The sequence below is a fragment of the Hymenobacter telluris genome, from assembly GCF_017313265.1.
In the GTDB taxonomy this organism is placed as follows: Bacteria; Bacteroidota; Bacteroidia; order Cytophagales; family Hymenobacteraceae; genus Hymenobacter; species Hymenobacter telluris.
The window spans coordinates 36,874-59,199 of sequence record NZ_JAFLQZ010000005.1; the positions used below are offsets into that span (position 1 = coordinate 36,874).

General features: G+C 58.2%; 16 protein-coding genes. 5 read left to right on the top strand and 11 right to left on the bottom strand.

Translation table 11 applies throughout. The features are described from left to right. Positions 1-27 precede the first annotated feature (27 nt). Together J0X19_RS09785 and J0X19_RS09790 are read left to right on the top strand one after the other, a co-directional pair. Positions 28-1,092: a hypothetical protein gene (locus J0X19_RS09785; RefSeq protein WP_206984176.1), complete on the top strand. Its 1,065-nt coding sequence runs from the start codon at positions 28-30 to the stop codon at positions 1,090-1,092. A gap of 489 nt (positions 1,093-1,581) precedes the next feature. Next, positions 1,582-8,937 (top strand): Ig-like domain-containing protein, encoded by a 7,356-nt coding sequence (locus J0X19_RS09790; protein WP_206984177.1) that lies wholly within the window; start codon positions 1,582-1,584, stop codon positions 8,935-8,937. Between the two features lie 101 nt (positions 8,938-9,038). Here J0X19_RS09790 and sdaAA read toward each other — a convergent pair whose 3' ends face one another. Continuing rightward, a complete protein-coding gene (gene sdaAA, locus J0X19_RS09795; protein WP_206984383.1) occupies positions 9,039-9,938 on the bottom strand; it encodes an L-serine ammonia-lyase, iron-sulfur-dependent, subunit alpha in 900 nt (299 codons plus the stop codon). Between the two features lie 220 nt (positions 9,939-10,158). Here sdaAA and J0X19_RS09800 point away from each other — a divergent pair, with 220 nt between their 5' ends. After that, positions 10,159-10,569 (top strand): hypothetical protein, encoded by a 411-nt coding sequence (locus J0X19_RS09800; protein WP_206984178.1) that lies wholly within the window; start codon positions 10,159-10,161, stop codon positions 10,567-10,569. Positions 10,570-10,646: 77 nt separating this feature from the next. Here the strand turns inward: J0X19_RS09800 and msrB are convergent, their stop codons facing one another. Together msrB and J0X19_RS09810 are read right to left on the bottom strand one after the other, a co-directional pair. Further along, the gene (gene msrB / locus J0X19_RS09805; protein ID WP_206984179.1) at positions 10,647-11,117 is read right to left on the bottom strand and encodes a peptide-methionine (R)-S-oxide reductase MsrB; all 471 of its coding nucleotides are present in this window, start codon (positions 11,115-11,117) and stop codon (positions 10,647-10,649) included. Positions 11,118-11,219: 102 nt separating this feature from the next. Then, positions 11,220-12,050: a M949_RS01915 family surface polysaccharide biosynthesis protein gene (locus J0X19_RS09810; protein ID WP_206984180.1), complete on the bottom strand. Its 831-nt coding sequence runs from the start codon at positions 12,048-12,050 to the stop codon at positions 11,220-11,222. A 39-nt stretch (positions 12,051-12,089) separates the two neighbouring features. On the opposite strand from J0X19_RS09810, the gene J0X19_RS09815 reads away from it, so the two are divergent. Continuing rightward, positions 12,090-13,604: an NAD(P)H-hydrate dehydratase gene (locus tag J0X19_RS09815; protein ID WP_206984181.1), complete on the top strand. Its 1,515-nt coding sequence runs from the start codon at positions 12,090-12,092 to the stop codon at positions 13,602-13,604. Positions 13,605-13,619: 15 nt separating this feature from the next. Here J0X19_RS09815 and J0X19_RS09820 read toward each other — a convergent pair whose 3' ends face one another. From J0X19_RS09820 to pafA, 3 genes are all read right to left on the bottom strand, one after another. After that, the gene (locus J0X19_RS09820) at positions 13,620-14,528 is read right to left on the bottom strand and encodes a UbiA prenyltransferase family protein (protein WP_206984182.1); all 909 of its coding nucleotides are present in this window, start codon (positions 14,526-14,528) and stop codon (positions 13,620-13,622) included. A 259-nt stretch (positions 14,529-14,787) separates the two neighbouring features. Continuing rightward, entirely contained in the window at positions 14,788-15,372 is a 585-nt protein-coding gene (locus J0X19_RS09825) for an inorganic diphosphatase (RefSeq protein ID WP_206984183.1), read from the bottom strand. A gap of 138 nt (positions 15,373-15,510) precedes the next feature. Next, entirely contained in the window at positions 15,511-17,217 is a 1,707-nt protein-coding gene (pafA, locus tag J0X19_RS09830; RefSeq protein ID WP_206984184.1) for an alkaline phosphatase PafA, read from the bottom strand. 149 nt (positions 17,218-17,366) lie between these two features. Here pafA and J0X19_RS09835 point away from each other — a divergent pair, with 149 nt between their 5' ends. Beyond that, a complete protein-coding gene (locus J0X19_RS09835; RefSeq protein ID WP_206984185.1) occupies positions 17,367-18,092 on the top strand; it encodes an HAD family hydrolase in 726 nt (241 codons plus the stop codon). Positions 18,093-18,157: 65 nt separating this feature from the next. On the opposite strand, the gene atpG is transcribed toward J0X19_RS09835, so the two are convergent. The 5 genes from atpG to atpE all read right to left on the bottom strand — a co-directional run bounded on the left by atpG (position 18,158) and on the right by atpE (position 22,324). Continuing rightward, positions 18,158-19,048, bottom strand: coding sequence for an ATP synthase F1 subunit gamma (atpG, locus tag J0X19_RS09840; RefSeq protein ID WP_206984186.1), 891 nt, complete (start codon positions 19,046-19,048; stop codon positions 18,158-18,160). A gap of 107 nt (positions 19,049-19,155) precedes the next feature. After that, complete coding sequence (atpA, locus tag J0X19_RS09845) at positions 19,156-20,739, bottom strand: F0F1 ATP synthase subunit alpha (protein WP_206984187.1); 1,584 nt, start codon at positions 20,737-20,739, stop codon at positions 19,156-19,158. Between the two features lie 4 nt (positions 20,740-20,743). Next, a complete protein-coding gene (gene atpH / locus J0X19_RS09850) occupies positions 20,744-21,304 on the bottom strand; it encodes an ATP synthase F1 subunit delta (protein ID WP_206984188.1) in 561 nt (186 codons plus the stop codon). 86 nt (positions 21,305-21,390) lie between these two features. Next, on the bottom strand, positions 21,391-21,885 hold the full coding sequence (locus J0X19_RS09855; RefSeq protein ID WP_206984189.1) for a F0F1 ATP synthase subunit B: 495 nt from the start codon (positions 21,883-21,885) through the stop codon (positions 21,391-21,393). Positions 21,886-22,066: 181 nt separating this feature from the next. Further along, a complete protein-coding gene (gene atpE, locus J0X19_RS09860; protein WP_088845349.1) occupies positions 22,067-22,324 on the bottom strand; it encodes an ATP synthase F0 subunit C in 258 nt (85 codons plus the stop codon). Positions 22,325-22,326 lie beyond the last annotated feature (2 nt).

Below are 22,326 nucleotides of genomic sequence, written 5' to 3' on the forward strand. Positions count from 1 at the left end.
TCAACGGGAGGCGCTTTTCGTAGCTATATGCTTGATCTTGTGTTCCGGGTAGTAGCCTTTGCAGCGGGCGTCCTATTGATTATCCATACCGTGCTGGCGGCCATCCGCTCGTTTGTGCTGCCCCGCAACGAGTCGGTGCTGCTCAACAACGTAGTATTCACGAGTATTCGATTCGTATTCGAGCAGATTACTCGCTTTGGCCGCACCTACGCCCAGCGCGACCGAATAATGGCGCTGTACGCGCCGGTAGGGTTAGTGGCGCTGCCCATTGTGTGGCTGGCCGTTATTTCGTTGGGCTTCACGGCCATTTACTGGGCACTGCACGAAGGCTCCTGGCTGGAAAGCTACCAGCTGAGCGGTAGCTCCTTGCTCACGCTGGGCACCCACAAAACCCGCGGCCCCATCATCACCATTTTCACTTTTGCAGAGGCTACCATGGGGCTGCTGCTGCTGACGCTGCTCATCTCTTACCTACCGACCATGTACCAGGCCTTTTCGCGGCGCGAATTGGTGGTAGCCCGCCTGGAGTTGCGCTCTAGCCCCAGCCACTCGGCCACTGATTTGGTTGTGTGGCTGAACCGGGCTGGCTCATCGCAGGACAACAACACGCAGTGGCAGGATTGGGAAGAGTGGTTTGTGGAAATAGAGGAAACGCACACCTCATTGCCTATCCTCTCCTTTTTCCGCTCACCCCAACCAGGCCGCTCCTGGGTAACAGCCGCGGGCATTATTCTCGACGCGGCGGCTTTGCTTATCAGCACGGTGGCGCAACCCCGCAACCCCAATGTAGAGATATGCTTTAAGGCGGGCTGCGTGGCCATGAACCGGGTAACCCGTTTCTTTCACGAGCGGGCCCACGTTGAACCAGCGAAGCAGCCCGAAGACAAAGACCCGCCGATTGAAGACCCGCGCCGCCAGGATTTTATGAGCGCCTGCGAACAGCTGCAAGCAGCGGGCCTACAACTTCAGCCCGACTTAGAGCAGGCTTGGAAAACCTACCACAGCCTACGTGGGCGCTATACCGAAGCGCTGGACTTTCTGGCGCGCCTCACCATGTCGCCCGACCAGAGAATGATTGGCAACGAGCAATAGTTTTCACTTAAGCCCACCCTTTTTCGTGGCTGGCTACAGCAGTTTGCCTGCTCATTATCTGGCTGATTGCAGGTTGAAATATGCGGGCTATTCACGGCCGGATTTCTGCCGAGCCGGCGGGTTCTGCGCGCTTGAAAAGCGCATATAAAATATATAGTTGCTATCAATTGAATAATTCTACTAAATCTGTATTTTCGGGCGCTTAAGTTGTACTATGCCGCCCGGTGTTATCAAGCAATTATTGCTTAGGCCACATCTTTTCTGCCACCCCTTATCCTTATTCTGGTGCTTTAAACTCCTTTACAGGCACACTTTACTATTGCTTACTCGGCTTGGTACGCTGAGTTACTATCCACGTTATTTTCCTTCGAAGCCTTGTTGCTTTCGCCCTTTTCCTGCCTCTGCTCTTCACATTAGCCTTCTGCTCTGCTAGTTGGCTCAACTACCTATTGCCTTTACTACTCATTTACCATCCTTTTTTCCCTTTTTATGCAAACAGCTTTACAAACTGCTGCGACGGTGCCTCCCACCCTCGTGCCACCGCAGCAAACCAGCCGTTGGCTCCGGCGCTTACCAGTGTTGGCCCTGTTGGGCCTGCTTGGGGGCACTGCCGCTCAGGCCCAGGTGGTGCGCACCCTGCCCGGCGACTACCCCAGCCTGGCGGCGGCCATCACCGACCTTAACACCAACGGCGTACCGGCGGGTGGGGTCACGGTGAACATTGCGGCGGGGTACACCGAAACGGCGGCTAATCTGCTGCTGACGGCTACCGGCACCAACGCCAACCCCATTGTGTTCCAGAAAGCGGGCACGGGCGCCAACCCACTGCTGACGGCCGGCGTGGGTACCAGTGCCACGCTGGACTTTGTGCTGGGCGTGGCGGGTTCCGACTACGTGACCTTCGATGGCATCAGCATCAGCGAAAGTGCCGCCAACACGACGGCCACTACCCAGATGGAGTTCGGCTATGCACTGTTCCGCGCCTCAGCAACGGACGGGGCGCAGTTCAACGTCATCAAGAATGCAGTGGTGACGCTAAACAAAACCAACGCCAACAGCATCGGTATTTACGGCGCCAACTCGCTGGCTACGGCCACCGCCGCGCTAACGGTAACGGCAGCGTCGGGCATCAACTCAAACAACAAGGTGTTCGGCAACGTGGTGACCAACGCCGCCACGGGCATTCAGTTCTCGGGTAGCTCGGCGGCTGGTTTCCTTGATGCAGACAATGAAATTGGGGTAACGGCTGGCAACACGGTGGGCAACTTCGGCAGTTCGGCTTCGGCTTGGGGCGTCGGTGGCTCCAACCAAATCAGCTTCCGCATTAGTGGCAATACCATCAACAGCACGCTGAACTACACCTCCGCCACGGCCTCGACGCCGGTGGCGGCCAGCACGGTGACCAGCACGCTACGCGGCATCTACACGCCCTCGGGCACTTCGGCCAACATCGACATCACCAACAATCAGGTGACGGTGGCCAGCGGCGCGACAACCTCGCAGCTGTCGGGCATTGAAAACGGGGCGGGTGCTACGGCGGCCAACAACACCATCAACATCACCGGCAACACGGTAGCGCTGAGCTACACCACGGCTACCACGGCTACGGTGAACGGTATCTACAACTCGGCTACCTCGGCCACGGTGAACATGACCGGCAACTCGCTGAGCGCCACGCTTTCGAACACGGGCACCACGTCCCTGTACTACAACAACACGAGTGCCGCCGTGACCAATGTGCAGAACAACCAGATTACCAGCGTAAACCGCACGGGTACTTCGGGTTCGGTGTACGGCTATTACAACAACGCCTCCGGCACGGGCACGCAGACGGTAAGCAACAATACCTTTGGCAACGTGACGGTAGCCGGTTCGAGCATATACTATGGTATCTACTCGACCACGGCGGCCTCAGAAACGCAGGTGCGCACGGGCAACACTGTGAGCAACGTAGTGGGCGGTACAGGCACGATTTACGGCCTGTATACCACCTACGGCAGCACAACTTCGCAGTTCAACGGCAACACCGTGAGCAACATCAGCTCGGGCGGCACTATCTACGGCTTGTATTTCGCCAATACGGGCTTTTCGGGCTATGCGGCTTATAGCAACACCGTGAGCGGGCTAGCTACTACGGGTACATCGAGCACGATTTATGGTATTTACACCTCGCCTACCACCGCCACCGTGTACCGCAACAAGGTGTACGACCTGTCGGGTACTGGTACGGGCGTGACTATCTACGGTATTTACACCGCCGGCGGCACTACCGTTACCATCCACAACAACCTGGTGGGCGACTTGCGCGCCCCGGCTGCAACCGGCCTGAACGCGCTGGCCGGTTTGTTTTTGAGTTCGGGCACAACCATCAACGTCTACTTCAACACCGTCTACTTGAATGCCACGAGCACGGGCGCCACGTTTGGCACCTCGGGCATCTACTTTTCGGGCACGCCCACGACGGTTGACCTGCGCAACAACGTGGTGGTGAACAAATCGACGGCAGCGGGTACGGGCGGCTACACGGCAGCGCTACGCCGCGCCGCTGGTACGGCCGGCACGGTGCCTACCAACCTGGGCAGCAGTTCCAACAACAACTTGTACTATGCTGGCGCGCCCTCAGCCACCAACGTAATTTACGTGGAAGGCACTACGGCCACAGTTACCAACCCGCAGCAGACCATTGTAACATATAAGGCGTTTGCGGCCCCCCGGGAAACGGTTTCGGTTACCGAGGATGTGGCTTTCCTGAGCACCACTGGCAGCAATGCTGGCTTCCTGCACGTTAATACCACCACGCCAACCCAGATTGAAGCCGGTGGCACGCCCATCAGCGGCATCACCACCGACTTCGACGGCGACACGCGCAACACCACCACGCCCGACATGGGGGCCGATGAAGGCAGCTTCACGCCCCAGGATTTGAGCGGCCCAACCATTGCGTACACGGCGCTGGGCAACACCAACAGCACCGCCAACCGCACGCTGACGGCCACCATTACGGATGCCAGCGGCATCGGAACGGGGGCCAACGCGCCGCGCCTGTACTACCGCAAGAACAGCGGCGCTTACAGCTTCGTGAATCCTACCAGCGTGAGCGGCAACGACTACACCTTTACATTTGATTTTGCGGCCATTGGCGGCGTAGCGGGCTTCGACGTAGTGCAGTACTACGTGGCGGCCCAAGACAATGCACCGGCCCAAAACGTAAGCTCGGTTCCGGTAGGCGCCACGGGCAACAACCCGCCCGGCACCGCCTTTACCGGCACCCCAAACCAGTTTTTTGTGCAAGGCGCGCTGAGTGGTACGTATTACGTGGGCGCGGGCACTTCGCCAGACCCTACTCGCACCTACCCAACTCTGACGGCTGCCGCGGCTGCGTACAACAACAACAACCTCGGCGGAGCAGTAACCTTTGCCCTGCTTGACGCCACGTACGGCACCAACGAAACGTTCCCGGTGACGTTCAACGCCAACGCTGATGCCAGCGCCACCAACACCCTGACCATCAAGCCTAATACGGGCGTAACGGCCAGCATTACGGGTAGCAGCAGCGCCGGGGCAGTGCTACAATTCAACGGCACCGATTACGTAACGGTGGATGGCTCGGCCAACGGCACTACCACCCGCAACCTGACCCTGACCAGCGCCAACACCGGTTCTTCGGCCGTGGTGTGGGTGGGCAGTTTGGGCGACGCGGCGGGCGCTACCAACATCACGCTTCAGAACCTGAACGTGGTGGGTGGCAGCGTTACCAGCTCCACGGCCTTCGGGATTTACGCGGCGGGCACCACGCTGAGCGCCACGGGCACCGGCGGCGACAACGACAACCTGGTTATCCAGAACAACGCCATCAGCAGCGCCTACGAGGCCATTTACGCCCGCGGCACCAGCACTGGCCTGCTCAATGGGTTGCAAATAACCGGCAACCAACTAGGCGGCAGCACAGCCACTACCACAGTTACGTACCGGGGTATTGATGTATTAGCCGCCGCGGCACCGCAAATCAGCCAGAACCGGGTGGTGGGCATGCAAACCACCGCCTCTATCAGCATTGCGGCCATTGACCTGGGCTCGAACGTAGCCAATGCAGTGGTAAGCCGTAACTACATCAGCAACCTGCGCTCGACCAGCACCAGCGGTTACGGCGCGTACGGCGTGAGCATTTCCAGCACCACGGGCACTACGGGCAACGAAATCAGCAACAACATGATTTCGGATATTATCACCGATGGCGACGGTTCTTCTACCACCTTCAACCCCTTCGGTATTCGGCTGGCAGGCGGTACGGGCACCAAGGTGTACTACAACTCGGTGAACCTGACCGGCGCCTTCACCACCGTTACCACCAGCGACCTGAGCGCGGCACTGCTGGTAACAACCAGCTCGGTTACCGGCCTCGACTTGCGCAACAACGTGCTGGCCAACACCCTGACCGGCGGCGCGGGCACCAAAAGCTACGCCCTTTATGCCACCGTGGCCGCCAGCTTCGGCACCATCAACTACAACGACTACTACGTGAGCGGCGGCAACGCCGTGCTGGCGTATGTAGCGGCTGATAAGGCTACCCTGGCTGATTTGCGCACCACTACCACGCAGGACGCCAACTCGGTATCCGTTAATCCGGGGTTTGTTTCGGCGGCGGATCTGCACACCACTTCCTTCGACCTGAACAACGTGGGCACGCCCGTATCGGTGACGGTGGACTACGACGGGGAAGCCCGCTCGGCCACCACGCCCGACCTGGGAGCCGACGAATTCGCGCTGCCCCAAACGGCTGATTTGACCCCTACGGCTTTGGTTGGTCCGGCTGCCAGCAACTCCTGCTACAGCCCAGCCGAGCCCGTAGTAGTAACCATCCGGACGGTAGGTAGCGCCGCTATTGATTTCAGCACCGCACCGGCTACCGTAACGGTAGTGGTAACGCCACCGAGCGGCCCGGCCCAAACCTTCACGACCACCCTCAACACGGGCACACTGGCCAGCGGCGCCACCCAAAACGTAACCCTGCCCGGTACGCTGGACATGACGGCCCCCGGCACCTATTCCTTCGCCGTAACGGCCACAGTAACGGGTGATGCTACGCCAGCCAACGATGTACTAACCCCAGCCCCAACCCGGACGGTAACCGCCCCAGCCGCTGGTACGCTGGCTTCTAGCACCACGGCAATCTGCGTGAGCGGCACCGCAGCCCTGACCCTCACGGGCTCGGCCAATGGCAGTATTCAGGTGCAGCAGAGCACCGATAACGTAACGTTTACGGACATCAGCGGTGCTACCAGTGCCACCTTTACCACGCCAGTACTCACCCAGACCACGTACTTCCGCGCCCGCACCACCTGCAATACCACTGTGGCTACTTCCAACGTAGTAACCATAACGGTGAGCAACCCGCAGGTAACCGGCACAAATACACCCGTAGCTATTTGCGAAGGCAGCACGGCCACCCTGACGGCTACAGCTGCTACGGGCTCCACAATTCGCTTCTTCGATGCGGCTACGGGCGGTACGGCGTTGGCTACGGGAACCTCGTTTACCACGCCGGCTCTCACCGCTTCGCGGCAGTACTTCGTGGAGGCAGTAGCCAGCACGCAGGAAGACGTAGGGGCCGCCGCTTACACCAGCACCGGCCAGACCCCGCAGACGGGTGGTGCCCTTTACTTCACGGCCACGACTCCTACCACTATTGCCAGCGTAACGGTGTACCTCAACGCCGGACAGGCCGCTGGTACCGTTACCATTGACCTGCGCACGGGCTCCAGCACCAGCGGAGCAATAGTTAGCGGGCAAACGACGGCCTTTGCCGTACCAGCCGGCCCTACTACCGGCGTAGCGCCTTATGTAATTCCTTTGAACTACACTGTGCCAGCAGCGGGGGCTTACACGCTTCACCTGTCGGCGGCTTCGCAGAGCGGGTTGCTGCGCGATAATGCAGGCGCTAACCTGACGGGTTACCCCTACACTTCGCCTGGCGGCACTATTTCCATCACGGGGCCTAGCGTTGCCGGGTTCTATTACTATTTCTACAACTGGCAGATTGGCAGCTCATGCGCTGGCACGCGTACGCCTATCCAGGTGAACGTGACGCCTGCTCCCACGGCTACGCTGCCCGCTACGGCGGCCAGTTGCGGCACGTCGGCTTATTCGCTGACGGGCACTATTGGCGGCTCGGCTACTACGGGCACCTACACCAGCACCGGCACGGGCACCTTCTCGCCGGATGCTACCACGCTGAACGCCACTTACACGCCTTCGGCCGCCGATGTAACGGCCGGCAGCGTAACGATTACGCTCACGGCCGCTGGCCCGGCCGGCACCACTTGCGCCGCCGGCACCGCCCAAACCGTTCTGACAATTAACCCGGCCACAACGGCCACCTTCAGCTACGCGGCGGCCAGCTACTGCCAGGGCGCTACCACCAACCCCACGCCTACCGTTACGGGCACGGCCGGTGGCAGCTTCTCCAGCACAGCCGGTCTGACGCTCGATGCTACAACTGGCGCTATCAACCTGGCGACCAGCACACCGGGCACTTACACCGTGACCTATAGCGTAAGCGGCCCTTGCCCGTCATCGGCTACGGCTACCGTAACGGTTACTGCTCCCGCTACGGCCACGTTCAGCTACGCCAGCTCCACGCTGTGCGTGAGCGGCACCGCCGCCACGCCAACCATTACGGGCACCACCGGTGGTACTTTCGCCAGCACTACGGGCCTGACCATCAACGCTACTACAGGGGCCATTACGCCGGCCACCAGCACGCCGGGCACCTACACCGTGACGTACAGCGTAGGCGGCAACTGCCCAGCTTCGGCCACGGCTACTGTCACTATCACTACGGCGCCGGTAGCTACCTTCTCGTACGGCAGCGCCAGCTACTGCGTGAGTGGTACCACGCCCGCAACGCCCGTATTTGCCACGGGAGCTTCGGCCGGTACGTTTAGCTCCACGGCGGGCCTTAGCCTGAATGCCAGCACGGGCACCCTCACGCCCGCTACCAGCACGCCGGGCACCTACACCGTTACCAACACCATTGCAACCGCTGGCGGTTGCGCGGCCACTACGGCTACCTTCACCGTGACGATTACCGCGGCGCCGGTGGCTACGTTTACCTATGCCAACGCAGCGTACTGCGTGGGCACTACGGGCACGGCCGCCCCAGTGCTGGGCACGGGCGCTACGGCGGGTACCTTCACGGCTTCGGGCACCGGCCTGGTAATTTCCTCAGCCGGCGTTATCAACCTGAGCACCAGCACGGCTGGCACCTACACCGTAACCAATACCATTGCGGCGGCCGGTGGCTGCGCGGCCACTACGGCTACTTTCGCGGTAACCATCAATGCCCGTCCAGCTCAACCGACGTTTACGCCCACCTACAACGGCGCTACTACCACGCTCACCAGCAGCAGCCCTACCGGCAACCAGTGGTACCTGGGCGGTGTGGCTATTGTAGGAGCTACCGGCCCGACCTATGTGGTGAATTCGGCGGCACAGTTTGGCTCGTACACAGTAGTAGTAACCGATCCGGCTACGGGCTGCTCGTCGTTGCCTTCGCTGCCACTCATTGTGAACAGCAGCGTGAAGCCGCTGGCGGGTTCGGCCCTGAGCGTGTTCCCCAACCCTACCGCCGACGGCAACGTGACGGTAGAACTGAAGGGCTACACCAAAGCCACCGAGCTGAACGTGTACAACGCGGTGGGCCAGTTAGTGCTAAGTACCTCGGTATCGGGTAAGAGCGGCGTGCAAACCGCTCCGCTGGATATGCGCCAGCTGCCCGCTGGGGTGTACATCCTGCGTGCCCGCACGGAGGGCGGCCTCGATGTGCGCCGCATCACCAAAGAATAGCAACGCTGCTTTCTGACATTGAAAAGGGCCTTCCCACTTGGGAAGGCTCTTTTTTTATACACCCAGGTTTGTAGGTTATTTTTTGAAAAAGAAAAAATAACCTATGATTCGTCGGGCAGAATGTCCACGTCCTGAATCAACACCATCTTCTCGATTTCGCGGCCACGGGGGGTGTTGGCGAGGCCGCCGAGGGCGGTTTCCTTGTAGCGGGTTTCCATGCTCTGGCCTACTTCGCCCAGCGCTGCCACGCACTGGTCCACCGGAATAACCGGGTCGATGCCGGCAATGGCAATTTGGGCCGAGCTGAACGCAATGGCCGCCGCCGAAGCATTACGCACCACGCAGGGCACTTCCACCAACCCGGCCACCGGGTCGCAGACCAACCCAAGCATACACTGGATGGTAACGGCCACCGCCGCAAACGCCTGATCAGCGGAACCGCCGAGGCAGTATACAATAGCGCCACTACCCATGGCTGCGGCCGAGCCGGTTTCGGCCTGGCAACCGCCCACGGCGCCAGCCAGCGAGGCATTTTGCTCGATGATGAGGGCAATACCCGCCGCCACCAGCAGGCCTTCCAGAATCTGGCGGTCTTCCAGCTTGTGTAATTCTTGCAACGTAACCAACACGCCGGGCAAAATGCCAGACGCCCCCGCCGTGGGAGCAGCCACCACCCGGCCCATGCACGAATTCACCTCCTTGGCCCCAAACGCCCGCATTATCAGGTTCTTGAACTCCGGCGACAACACCGTGATGGGTGAGGCGGCAATTTTCTTAGCACCGTTGTTCACCATACCCGAGCGGGAGGTCATGTCCTGGGTGAGGCCGGTTTGCACGGCGTCGCGCATCACGTCGTAGGCCCGCTGCAACCCATCCCAGATTTCTTCTTCGGTGCGGCCCTTCTGCTCGATTTCGTAGGCCAGCACCGGCTGGTAGAGAGGCTCGCCAGTGGCGGCACAATGGGCACGCCAAGAGGTGAAATCAGTGAAAAGCAACGACATGGCGAGTGGGAGTTTAGAGGGCATGTAGCTGGTGTGTACCAGCCTTTAAAACGGGAACTTCGGGTGTTTAGCCAGCTACTGAGGTAATTCGTCCAGAGCAAGCCGAATACCCTGCAAATGACTGTATTTTGGGCCAACAATCATTCAACGCTATTCGCTCATTTTGTTGGCTTTCTCTTCACTCCGTACTTATACTACCGCCTGCTACCTGCTGCTAGCAGTGCCCTTCACTAGCTGTCATCTGAACTCTTCGCGCACAAACAGCGAAGAGGACAAGCAGATAGCAGAAGAGTTTTTACTGGATTATTTTTCCAATCAGCAGATGGACAGCACGGCGGCAAACTTCCGTTTATTTTCCAAGCAGTTCTGGCAGGTCTCTCCTCGCGAAAAAATGGAGAAAATGGTTGCTAAACGCAATGAAATACTGGGCCGTCTCAAAAGCACAGAATTGGGCCAATGGCAAACCGTTGTAGTCAGCGGCTCCGACCCAGCCAGCAAGTACGTGCTGCAATACAAGAACAAGTACGAAAAGGGAGAAGCCGTTGAAACCTTCACCATGCGCCGGGAGGGGGCGCATGATTCTATTCGGATTATAGGCTACAACATCAATTCTGACGCTTTCCTGCGTTGATTGGCTAGCTTCCACAAAAAACGGCGGGCAGTTTACGGTGCATAGTGCCGTAAACTGCCCGCCGTTTTTTGTGGAAGCTACACGCCAGCGGCGGCAGCTTCTTTGGTTTCGCTCACCAGCTTGATGCTGGCCGAGTTGATGCACAGGCGCAGGCCGCTCGGAGCAGGGCCGTCGGGGAAAACGTGGCCTTGGTGGGCGTCGCAGACGTTGCAGAGCACTTCCACGCGCACCATGCCGTAGCTGGTGTCTTTCTTGTAGCGGATGGCGCTTTCATCCACGGGCTGCGTGAAGCTCGGCCAGCCGGTACCCGACTCGAACTTGGTGCGCGAGTCGTAGAGAGGCGTGCCGCAGCAGATGCAGGCGTAGAGGCCGGCTTCGTGGGCTTCGCAGTATTCGCCGGTGAAGGCGCGCTCGGTGCCGTGCTGGCGGGTTACGTGGTATTGCTCGGGCGTAAGTTGGGCTTTCCACTCGGCATCGGTTTTCTCTACGCGGCGGGGCGAAGGAACTGGGTGATTGGCCAAGCGGATTACGTCGTTCCAGGTTTGCATATTGTTGGTTTTGGGGTCAGCAGGTTGGAGTCTTACAAGCAAAACGCAAACGGACCGCCGGAAGTTTACTCTGCACGGCTGAGGTTGATGGCAAAGGCTATTTTATAAATCTTCATGCTCAACTTGCTCCTCAACACTGAACTTTTGCCAGTGCTGACGTGCAAACGTCAGGAATGCAGGCGGGGCAGTCCGAAACTCCGCCTCGGTTTGGTAGTAGCCTTCGGTATTACCCTGTTCTCGCTGGGCGGCACTAAGCTTATCAAGACAACAGGGGTTGCGGGGTTGCTGCTGCTGAGCCGGAACAGAATCGTACTGCACTAGGGAGGAACCGCGCAGGGCGTATTTGGCGGCACCGGCTCGCATAATCAGCTTTAGGTCGGCGCCGCTTATGTCGCCTCGGCACGCTAGAGCGTATACCAACGTGGTTTCACTACGGCCATTTTGGTCTAAATCAGTTACGGTTGTGCTACCAGGCTGGAGGCGCAGTGTCATATCAAGAGGACAGTCGGTAACGGCATCTTGGAGACGCCACAACTCGCTGTACTCTGTTTGCTTTGGCTGGCGCACGTATTGCCGGACAGCCAGGCGAGCAGTTCGCTCTAAATCCGTCATTTCCTGCTCTTCCGTGGAATCGGAAGAGGGATTTGCCTGCTGCTTTGAGTTAGATACCGTTCGGAATGCTACCAGCATATTTTCTCCGTTGGCGTCGTTCCAGCGCCACGCTTCCAGTAGCTGCCCCGGCAGGCGCAGCTTAGCCGGAATATCAGCCAGCTTTACGGCTTGCGGGGTATAACGAGTAGTGGGCGTGCTGGGCACCGAGTCAGGAGAAACGCTGGCCGTTGCTGCCGGCGAGCCGGTTTGGGCTTGTTGGTTGGCGTTATCGGAGCAGGCTGCTAGACTAGCAAGCAGCAGAATCCATAAAGTTTTGCGCATTTCCCGTAAGAGCTAGGTGTATTCCAGAAGCAGCAACTTATGAAAATCCTTTCTGCCGACCAGACCCGCGCCGCCGACCAGGCCACCATCAAAGCCGAAGGCATCCGCTCCGATGAGCTGATGGAGCGCGCCGCTTCCGCTTTCAGCGACTGGCTGATGGACCGGCTAAGCCTACTCACTCCGCACGAGGTGCATATCTTTTGCGGCCCCGGCAACAACGGCGGCGACGGCCTAGCCGTGGCCCGGCACTTGCACTTGGCGGGCTATGCCGTACAGGTGTGGCTACTGCCCGCCGACAAGTACTCGCCCGACTTCACCGTAAACCGCCAGCGTCTGCCCACCGAGGTACTGTGCACTCACTTGAAGCCCAAGAAACTACCCTCAGTATCCCCCAAAGCTACTGTAGTAGATGCCTTGTTTGGCACCGGGCTGAGCCGGCCCCTCGCTGGCCTGGCCGCTGAGGTAGTGGAGCATCTCAATGATTCAAAGGCCACCATCTACGCCATCGACCTGCCTTCCGGCTTGTTTACCGACGCACCCCAGCCCTCAGAAAGCGCCGTGGTGCAGGCTCAGTACACGGTAGGGTTCGAGTTGCCAAAACTAGCGTACCTGCTACCGCAGAATGCCCGGTTTGTAGGCGAATGGGAGGTGCTACCAATTGGGTTGAACACCGAGTTTATCCACAATACTGATGTGGACAACCACTTTGTCAACACTGCATTCCTGACTGGGCGCTATCCGAAACGGCCGAAATTTGCCCACAAAGGCACTTTCGGACATGCGCTGTTGCTGGCGGGCAGCTACGGCAAAGTAGGAGCGGCGGTGCTGGCGGCGCGGGCCTGTCTGCACGGCGGCGTGGGCTTACTTACGGTGCGTACCCCGGCCGTAGGATATACCATTCTGCAAACGGCCGTACCAGAGGCCATGGCCCTCACCGACCCAGCCACCGATTTCGTAACCGAGCTGCCCGACCTGAAGCCGTATGCTGCCGCAGGCATCGGGCCGGGGCTAGGGCAGGAAGAATCGACGGCGAATGTGCTGTGCCAGCTGCTACGGAAAGCCGCCGAAGCTTCGTTGGCGCTGGTTATTGACGCCGACGCCCTCAACATCCTGGGTACGCACCGCGAACTGCTGGATGATCTTCCTCCCAACGCATTGCTTACCCCCCACCCCAAGGAGTTTGAGCGCCTCACCGAACCCGCCCACGACGACTACCACCGGCTGGAACTACTGCGCGACTTTTGCGCCCGCCACCGCTGCTACTGCGTGCTTAAAGGCGCCTACACCGCCCTTGGCACCCCCGAAGGCCCACTGTACTTCAACAGCACCGGCAACCCCGGCATGGGCACCGGCGGCAGCGGCGACGTGCTAACCGGCCTACTCTTGGCCCTGCGCGCCGACCAGCGCCTCTCACCACTCGATGCGGCATTGCTCGGCATCTTCGCCCACGGCCGTGCCGGCGACTTAGCGGCCCAGCAAACCGGCGAAGCTGGCCTCATTGCCGGCGACATTGTACGTTTCATTGGGCCGGCACTAGCGGAGCTGGTAAGCTGACGGTGGTTGTTTAACTCACCACTTCACCACATACACCACCAGAAACTGAAAGATCATCACGCCATCGGTGAGCAAGGCGAAGTAGTAGTCGGAGCGGGTTTCTTCGGCATACCAGATAGTGCTGGCCGCGGCCAGTAGCGGCAGGGTTAGCACCAGTGCCTCCGCCGTTCCTACGCCTGCGGGCACCACTATGCCCGCCAAAACCAACGCGCCCAAGGCTATCCATTTGGTGGCAGGTACGCCGAACATGCCCGGGAACGTGCGGGTACCGGTGTGGAGGTCTTTGGTATAGTCGCGGATGTCGAACACGAATGCCAGGGCCAGAATGAAGAAGAAGCGTCGTAGAAACAATACCCCCACTACCGGTCCCAAAAGTGGCTTATTGAGGTGCAGCGCGGGTACCCACACCGTCACGGCCGCCCACACGTAGGCAATCAAAAACACTTTGAGCAGCGGCAAGTCGCGGAGGGCACGCCACTGCCCGCGCACCTTCACCACCGGCAGCGAGTAGAGCATGGAAATAGCCGCCAGATGCCCCAGAAACAGCATCAGATGTTGCCACCCATCCAGAAAAAACAACGTCCCCGACACGCCCAGCGCCACCATTGCCAAAGCCAGCAGTTCCCGGCGGTGCTCCAGCATCCAGCGCTTGCGCCCCGACAGCATCAGCGGTTGCCCGTGCTTGTAAGGTAGCACACTGTCGATGTTATAAAGGAAAAGCGTGGCCGTGAAAATCATCAGCCCCAGCCGGAACGGGATGTGCACCTGCCAGAACAGAAACGTAGACCAAGTCAGGGCCAAGGCGGCCAGCGCCAACCACGTACTGCTATACAGCACGGCATCGAGCCCGCGCCGCCACTGTGGCACACGCACCACACCGGCATCCGGCGCAGTGCTCGACGAATGAAGTGGCTCTGGCGACATGTGGTATTTGTTGGCTTATTTCCTGCTTGCACTATGACTGGCACTTAATGCTGACCGTCCAACAGCAAATAACAACCAATTCTTGCCTTTTTCCTGGCAGCTCACCTCAATGGGCTGGGTTGGCTCAACCCTAGTCCGCAGGTAGATCAACGTCCTTAGTCACGCCATAATGCGAAGGAACCCACTCTACGCACACAGCAAGGCCCTCCCCGAACGTGGTTCAGGAAGGGCCTTGCTGTTGATACGCTGACGCTAGAGCTTACAGCTCAACGCCGCTGGTCTTTTCTACCGACTCCGAAGCGGCCCCGTTGGGGAATGTTTCGTTGTAGAGCTTGATGCTGTCCTCGATGATGCGGTAGGCATCCTCGCGGCCCATGAAACGCTCTACCGTTACGTGCTTGTGTTCCAAGGCTTTGTAGTCCTCGAAGAAGCGCTGCATCTCGTTGAGCGTATGCGGCGGCAAGTCGGAAATATCGTTGAAGTGATTCACCGAAATATCGTGCGCGGCTACGGCAATGATTTTGTCGTCTTCCTCGTCGCCGTCAATCATTTGCATCACGCCAATCACCTTGGCTTCCACCAGGCACATGGGTACGATATCAACCGAACACAGTACCAGGATGTCGAGGGGGTCGTTGTCGTCGCAGTAGGTTTTCGGAATAAAGCCGTAAGCGGCCGGATAATGCACCGCCGAGAATAGCACACGGTCCAGCTTGAGCAAGCCGCTTTCTTTATCTAACTCATACTTGGCCTTCGAGCCTTTCGGAATTTCAATGATGCCGTTTACGGTTTGAGGAGTGTTGGTGCCACGCTCCACATCATGCCACGGGTTAAAATGAGCCATCGAGTTATGTTTCGGTTACTTGTTACTACGGTCTAAATTTATCCTGATTTCAGGAATAAACGTTCTTTTTAAAAGAATGGTCGTGCAAAATGCAACTATCCTTTAATATAACCAAAGGCAACTCGGTTGCTTCCGCTTTTATTTACCAAGCACCTCCGGCAGCGGCACGCCAGTACAGCCGTCGGGCTCCTGAATATTGAGCCATTGCGCCAACGTAGGGGCAATGTCCACAATACGCGCCGGCGCTACCGAGCGGCCCTGCTTCACGTGCCAGCCCCAGAATATCAACGGAATATGCGTGTCGTAGTTGCCCGACGAGCCGTGCGTGGTGCCCTTATTTACCGGATACTGGTACGATTCCAGCCAGCCCGGTTCCAGCACCACCATTACGTCGCCGCTGCGCTTGGGGAAATAGCCGTTCTCCAGGTACATCAGCATCCCGCTCTCCCAGTGCGACTTCTGTAAATCGTCGGCGGTGATGGCGCGCGTAACGCCTGCGTAGCCAATCATAATATCGGCCACTTCATCCTGCACGGCACGTAGCGTTAGTTTTTTCTGGGCAATGAGGGGGCGGTTGAGGTACACCTGCTGGTTTTCATAGCTCAGCACCCACTTACCAGCCCCGTGGCGGCGCACCAGTTCCTGCTGCAACGAGTCGCGCATGAGGCGCGGCCCCACCGAGCCGGCCGGAATCCGCTGGCTACGTAAGAAGTCCGGCGAGTGAGCCGCACCGTGGTCGGCGCTGAGGAATACCAGCGCCTGGCCTTTGCCCACGGTTTTGTCGAGGTAGTCGAGCACGCGGGCCAGGTCCTGGTCGAGGCGCAGATACGTGTCTTCGGTTTCAATGGCATTCACCCCAAACTGGTGCCCCACATAGTCGGTACTGCTGAAGCTGAGCGCCAGAAAGTCGGTTTCACCACGCTGCCCCAGCTGCTCGGCCCGGATGGTTTCCAGCGCAAAGTCGGCGGTGAGCGAGTTACCAAATGGCGTGCTCCGAATCAGGTCGAGGTTGCGGACGGCAGCCGGCACTTTCTCGGCACCGGTGGGCTGGCTGGGCGTTACGGCCGGGCTGGTGCCGGCACTCAGCGTAGGCAAATCGTGCGGGAATACGGGTTTGGCTTCGCCCTTGAACGCGCCTTCCCACGGTACATCGTCGGCGGTGCTTTCCGTGTACTGCGCAATGGGCAGCAGCGTGGTCCAGGGTTTATCGAGGTACTGCGCAGCGCGGTTCTGGGCGTTGAACTTGGTTACCCACTCGGGCAGGCTGTTCTGGTAGAACGTGCTGCTGATGAAAGCCCCATTGGTGCCGTCGTACCAGTAGGCGGCGTTGGCGGCGTGCCCAGCCGGCAGGATCGAGCCCCGGTCTTTGATACACACCCCAATTACCTTGCTCTGGAAGTTGGTGGCCAGCCGCAGCTCATCGGTAATGGTGCTGGTAAGCATGTGGCGTGGGCTCTGTTGGCCAGCCGCTGCCGTGCCGCCCACGGCTTGCACGGTTTTGTCTTCGGTCACGTAAGTGCCTTTGCCTTCCTCACGCACCAGCCAGTTGTTGCCTACAATACCGTGCACCGAAGGCGTAGTGCCGGTATAGATGCTGGCGTGGCCCGGCCCAGTGTACGTGGGCACGTAGTTGTAGTGGGTGTTGGAGTAATTGAACCCCTCCCCCAGCAGCCGCCGGAAGCCACCGTTGCCATACTTGTTCCAGTAGCGGTATAGGTAGTCGTAACGCATCTGGTCGACCACAATGCCCACTACCAGTTTGGGGCGCGACAAGGGCTTCTGCTTTTGCGCAAAAACAGGGCTGGCCAAGGCAGCGGCCAGCACGAAACTCAGGCTCTTTTTCAAATCAACATAGTAGGAGCAATAGCCCCTTAGGTACGAGGCTGCAAAGATAGGCCATCGGGGCAGGACCAAGCGCCACAGCAGCAAAATCGAGCGTATCTGCGTAAAGAAGTAACAAGCGGTTCACATTCCGAGCTGCCCTCTTCTTGCTTATGCCTGATACCCCTGCTTACGCCCTCATCTTCGACATGGATGGCGTCCTCGTTGATAACACCGCTTACCAGGCCCGCGCCTTCCAGCTCTTGTTCCGTGACTTAGGCCTTACCACCAACGCTCGTCGCCTGCTTGAGCGTTTGAACGGCATGCCGGCCACCGCCATCCTGAAAACCGTTTTCACCCACGATGTACCCAAGAAAAAGCTGGAAGAATACGCCACTCAGCGCGAATTTCTCTACCGCACCCTCTATTGGGACAAGCGCCGGGAGGTACCGGGCCTCACGCCGTTTCTGCAAGCGGCCCGCGCCGCCGGCTTCAAAATCGGGTTGGGCACCGGCTCCATCAACGAAACCATCAGCTACCTCATCGACCACCTAAATATCCGACCGTATTTCGATGTGATTATCGGGAAAGACGACGTGGACAACGGCAAGCCCCACGCTGATACCTACACCCTCACGGCCCAAAAGCTGGGAGTGCCGCCCGAGCGGTGCCTGGTGTTAGAAGACGCCCTGATGGGCGAGCAGGCTGCCTACAAAGCCGGTATGCGCTGCCTGACCCTCAGCACTTCCATCAAACCCAGCAAGTTTCAGGCGCCACTAGCCGTAGTTAAAGACTTTACTACCCTCACGCCGGAGCGGATTATAGAATTGTTAGAACAACATCCTGAAGCGCCCAAGCCCAGCAAGGAACTGGCCAAGCGGCAATACATGCAGTTGTAGGTAGCCACATAAAAAAGGCCCGCCTCCGAAAGGAAGCGGGCCTTTTGCTTGGTAAGCATACTTTTTTACCGGCTGGCAGCCAAGGCTTCGGCACCACCCACGATTTCGAGAATCTCGGTGGTAATAGCTGCCTGGCGCGTACGGTTGTACGTTAGTTTCAATGACTTCAACAGTTCGCCGGCGTTTTCGGTGGCTTTGTCCATGGCCGTCATGCGGGCGCCGTGCTCCGAGGCATTGCTTTCCAGCACGGCCTTGTAGAGCTGTACCTTCAACGACTGCGGAATCAGCGTCTGCACGATTTCCTCTTTCGAGGGCTCGAAGATGTAATCCACGTTCATCGTTTTGGCATCGTTGGCCGCCGGCTCGGCGGGTACCAGCGGCAGCAACTGCTCGGCCCGGATGATTTGGGTGGCCACGTTCCGGAACTCGTTGTACACCATCACCACCTCGTCGAAGCGGCCTTCCCGGAACCCCAGCATAGCTTCTTCAGCAGCTACCCGCACCGTGTCAAACGAGAGCTTGCCGAATACGTGCGTGTAATTACCGAGCAGTGGCCCGCGCTTCCCGAAGTAGTCGTGCGCTTTCTTGCCAATGGCCATCATCGTCACGTTGCCAGCCGCTGCCTGCGCCGCGTACCGCTCCCGAATCAGGGCGTTTACGCCTTTGAACACGTTGCTGTTGAAAGCTCCGGCCAAACCACGGTCCGAGGTAACGGCAATAATCAGCACCTGGCGTACTTCCCGCTGCACGGCATACTCGCTTACTACCTCGCCATTAGTTTGACCTGTCAGGTTGGTAAGGATGCTATTGAGGCGCTGCGCGTAGGGGCGCATCCGCAAAATATTGTCCTGTGCCCGCCGCAGCTTGGCCGCCGCCACCATTTTCATGGCTTTGGTGATTTGCTGCGTGCTTTGCACAGATACGATGCGGTTGCGGACTTCTTTTAAGCTAGCCATTCTTGTTTGAATTAATAATTAAGAATTAAAAATTAAGAATTGCTCCCGTAACCTGATGGCATTTAGAGGCAACTCCTAATTCTTAATTCTCAATTCCTAATTATTAATTATTTCGTAGCGTACTGGGCCGAAAGGTCTTTGGCAACCTGACGGATGGCACCGATAATGGTGTCGTCGAGCTTGCCAGCTTTCAGGCCTTGCAGCGCCTCCGGGTGGCGGGTCTGCATGGTCTGGGTGAATTCCTTTTCGAAGTCCCGCACGCGGTTCACCGGCACTTGGTCGAGTAGACCGTTGGTAGCGGCGTAGATAACGGCTACTTGGTCTTCCACTTTCTGCGGCGAGAACTGGGGCTGCTTCAGGATTTCCAGGTTGCGGCGGCCACGCTCAATCGTGAGCTTGGTCGAAGCATCGAGGTCGGAACCGAACTTGGCAAAGGCTTCCAGCTCGCGGAACTGCGCCTGATCGAGCTTCAGCGTACCAGCCACTTTCTTCATCGACTTGATCTGGGCGTTACCACCCACCCGCGACACCGAGATACCAACGTTGATAGCCGGACGAATACCCGAGTTGAACAGGTTGGTTTCGAGGAAGATCTGACCGTCGGTAATCGAAATTACGTTGGTTGGGATGTACGCCGATACGTCACCAGCCTGGGTTTCGATGAGCGGCAGGGCCGTCAGCGAACCACCACCTTTCACCAGGTGCTTGATGCTGTCGGGCAAGTCATTCATGTCGCGGGCAATGGCGTCGGAAGCGTTGATCTTCGCGGCGCGCTCCAGCAAGCGACTGTGCAGGTAGAACACGTCACCAGGATACGCCTCACGTCCCGGAGGACGACGCAGCAGCAACGACACCTCACGGTACGCTACGGCCTGCTTACTCAAGTCGTCGTACACAACTAGGGCTGGGCGGCCCGTGTCACGAAAGAACTCACCAATGGCAGCACCCGTGAAGGGCGCAAAGAACTGCATCGGGGCCGGGTCAGCCGCCGAAGCCGAAACCACTACCGTATAGTCCATTGCACCGCCCTTGGTTAGGGCGTTTACCACCTGAGCAACCGTGGAGGCTTTCTGGCCTACGGCTACGTAGATGCAGAAAACCGGCTCACCACGGTCGAAGAACTCGCGCTGGTTGAGGATGGTGTCAATAGCAACGGCCGACTTACCGGTCTGACGGTCACCGATGATGAGTTCCCGCTGGCCACGGCCAATCGGAATCATGGCGTCAATAGCCTTGATACCCGTTTGCATAGGCTCGGTTACCGGCTGACGGTAGATAACGCCCGGCGCTTTACGCTCCAGTGGCATATCAAACGTTTCGCCCTGGATAGGACCACGACCGTCAATAGGCTGACCCAGCGTGTTTACCACGCGGCCCACGATGCCTTCGCCTACTTGAATAGACGCAATTTTATTGGTGCGGCGCACCGTAGCCCCCTCCCGGATATCAGAATAGTCGCCGAGCATTACAGCGCCTACGTTGTCTTCTTCCAGGTTAAGCACCAGGGCCTGAAGGCCGTTTTCAAATTCGAGCAATTCCCCCGACTGGGCTTTGCCCAAGCCGTAGATGCGGGCTACACCGTCGCCAACCTGCAGTACCGTACCAACCTCTTCGAGTTCGGCTTCGGTTTTGAAGTTGGATAACTGCTGCCGCAGAATGGCGGATACTTCATCCGGACGTACTTCTGCCATGATCTTATACTAAAGGTTGGTAGGGGTTCTTCGAGAATTCGTTGCGCAGCTTGCGCAGACGGTAGCTCACCGAGTCGTCAATCAGCTGGTCGCCGATGCGCAGCACGAAGCCACCGATGAGCGACTCATCTATTTTCTCGGTGAGGGTAACTTGTTGGAGGCCGGTTTGCTGACGCACCATCTGCTCTAACTCAGCGCGCAGGTAGGTGCTCAATGGCGTGGCCGTTGTAACTTCGGCTACCTGTACGCCGCGCAGGGCATTGTACTGAATCAGAAACTCGGAGCCAATAAACTCCAGCGCGCTTTCACGGTTTTTCTCGGTGATAATCGTGAAAAACTTCTCGGTGAGAAGTGACACTTTACCACCAAATACAGCGCGTAGAATAGCCAGCTTCTTGTCGTGCTTGACGATGGGATTACGCAGCAACAAACGCAAGTCACGGTTCTCAGTCAGCGTCTTGCTGAATAAGTCCATGTCGGCTTTCACTTGTTCCAGCGTACCCTGCTCCTCGGCCAGATCAAGCAAGGACTTGGCGTAGCGGGAGGCAACTCGTATTTCAGACATTGGAATGGTAGTAGGTAATCAGTAGTTGGTAGTAGGATTGACAACAGATCAACTGTGTCCTAATACCTACTACCCAATACCTATTACTAGTTGAGCTTTACTTCTTTCAAATACGAGTTAACGAGCTCCTTTTGAGCAGCATTATCAGATAGTTCGCGGCGCAGGATGCGCTCGGCAATATCGATAGACAACTGAGCAGCCGTATTTTTCACTTCGGCCAAAGCCGCGTTTTTCTCGTTCTGGATGGCTTCGCGAGCTTGGTTGATCATGCGGCCACCTTCTTCGGTTGCCTTGTTCTTCGCTTGCTCGATCAGCTTGTTGGAAACGTCGGTAGCTTCTTTCAGAATACGGTCGCGCTCCAAACGAGCTTCGGCCAATAGCTTTTCGTTGCCAGCTTGGAGAGCCTGCATTTCCAGCTTGGCTTGACTGGCAAGACGCAGCGCGTTTTCGATAGAGTCTTCCCGCTCGTTGAGGGCGCTCAGGATAGGCTTCCAAGCAAATGTGCGCAACAAAAGCAGCACAATGCCGAAAATCACCAACTGCCAGAAAATCAGGCCAAACTCGGGGGTTACAATTTGCATGAGAGTAGTGTAGTGCGTAGTGAATACCTGGTATCGGATAGGCAGTCAGGTGGGGCGCCGAAAACGGGGTAAGCCTTTACCAGACTGTCCAACACGTACTACCAACAAAAGCCAAGACAGCCCGCCACGCCGTGCGCCGAAGCGACGCGCGCAGCGGGCTGACCTTAGACTACCTCTATCTCTAGAGTTTGAACGAAATCAGCAGGCAAACTACTACTGCGAACAGCGCCAGACCTTCAATCAGAGCAGCTACAATCAGCATAGCAGTTTGGATTTTGCCTGAAGCTTCCGGCTGACGGCCGATGGCTTCCATAGCCTGACCACCGATGCGGCCAATACCCAGACCAGCACCAAGAGCAACCAAGCCAGCACCGATAGCGGCACCAAATACTGCCAGACCAGCGGAATTAGCAATCTGCAACAACAGAGAAAGAAGCATAA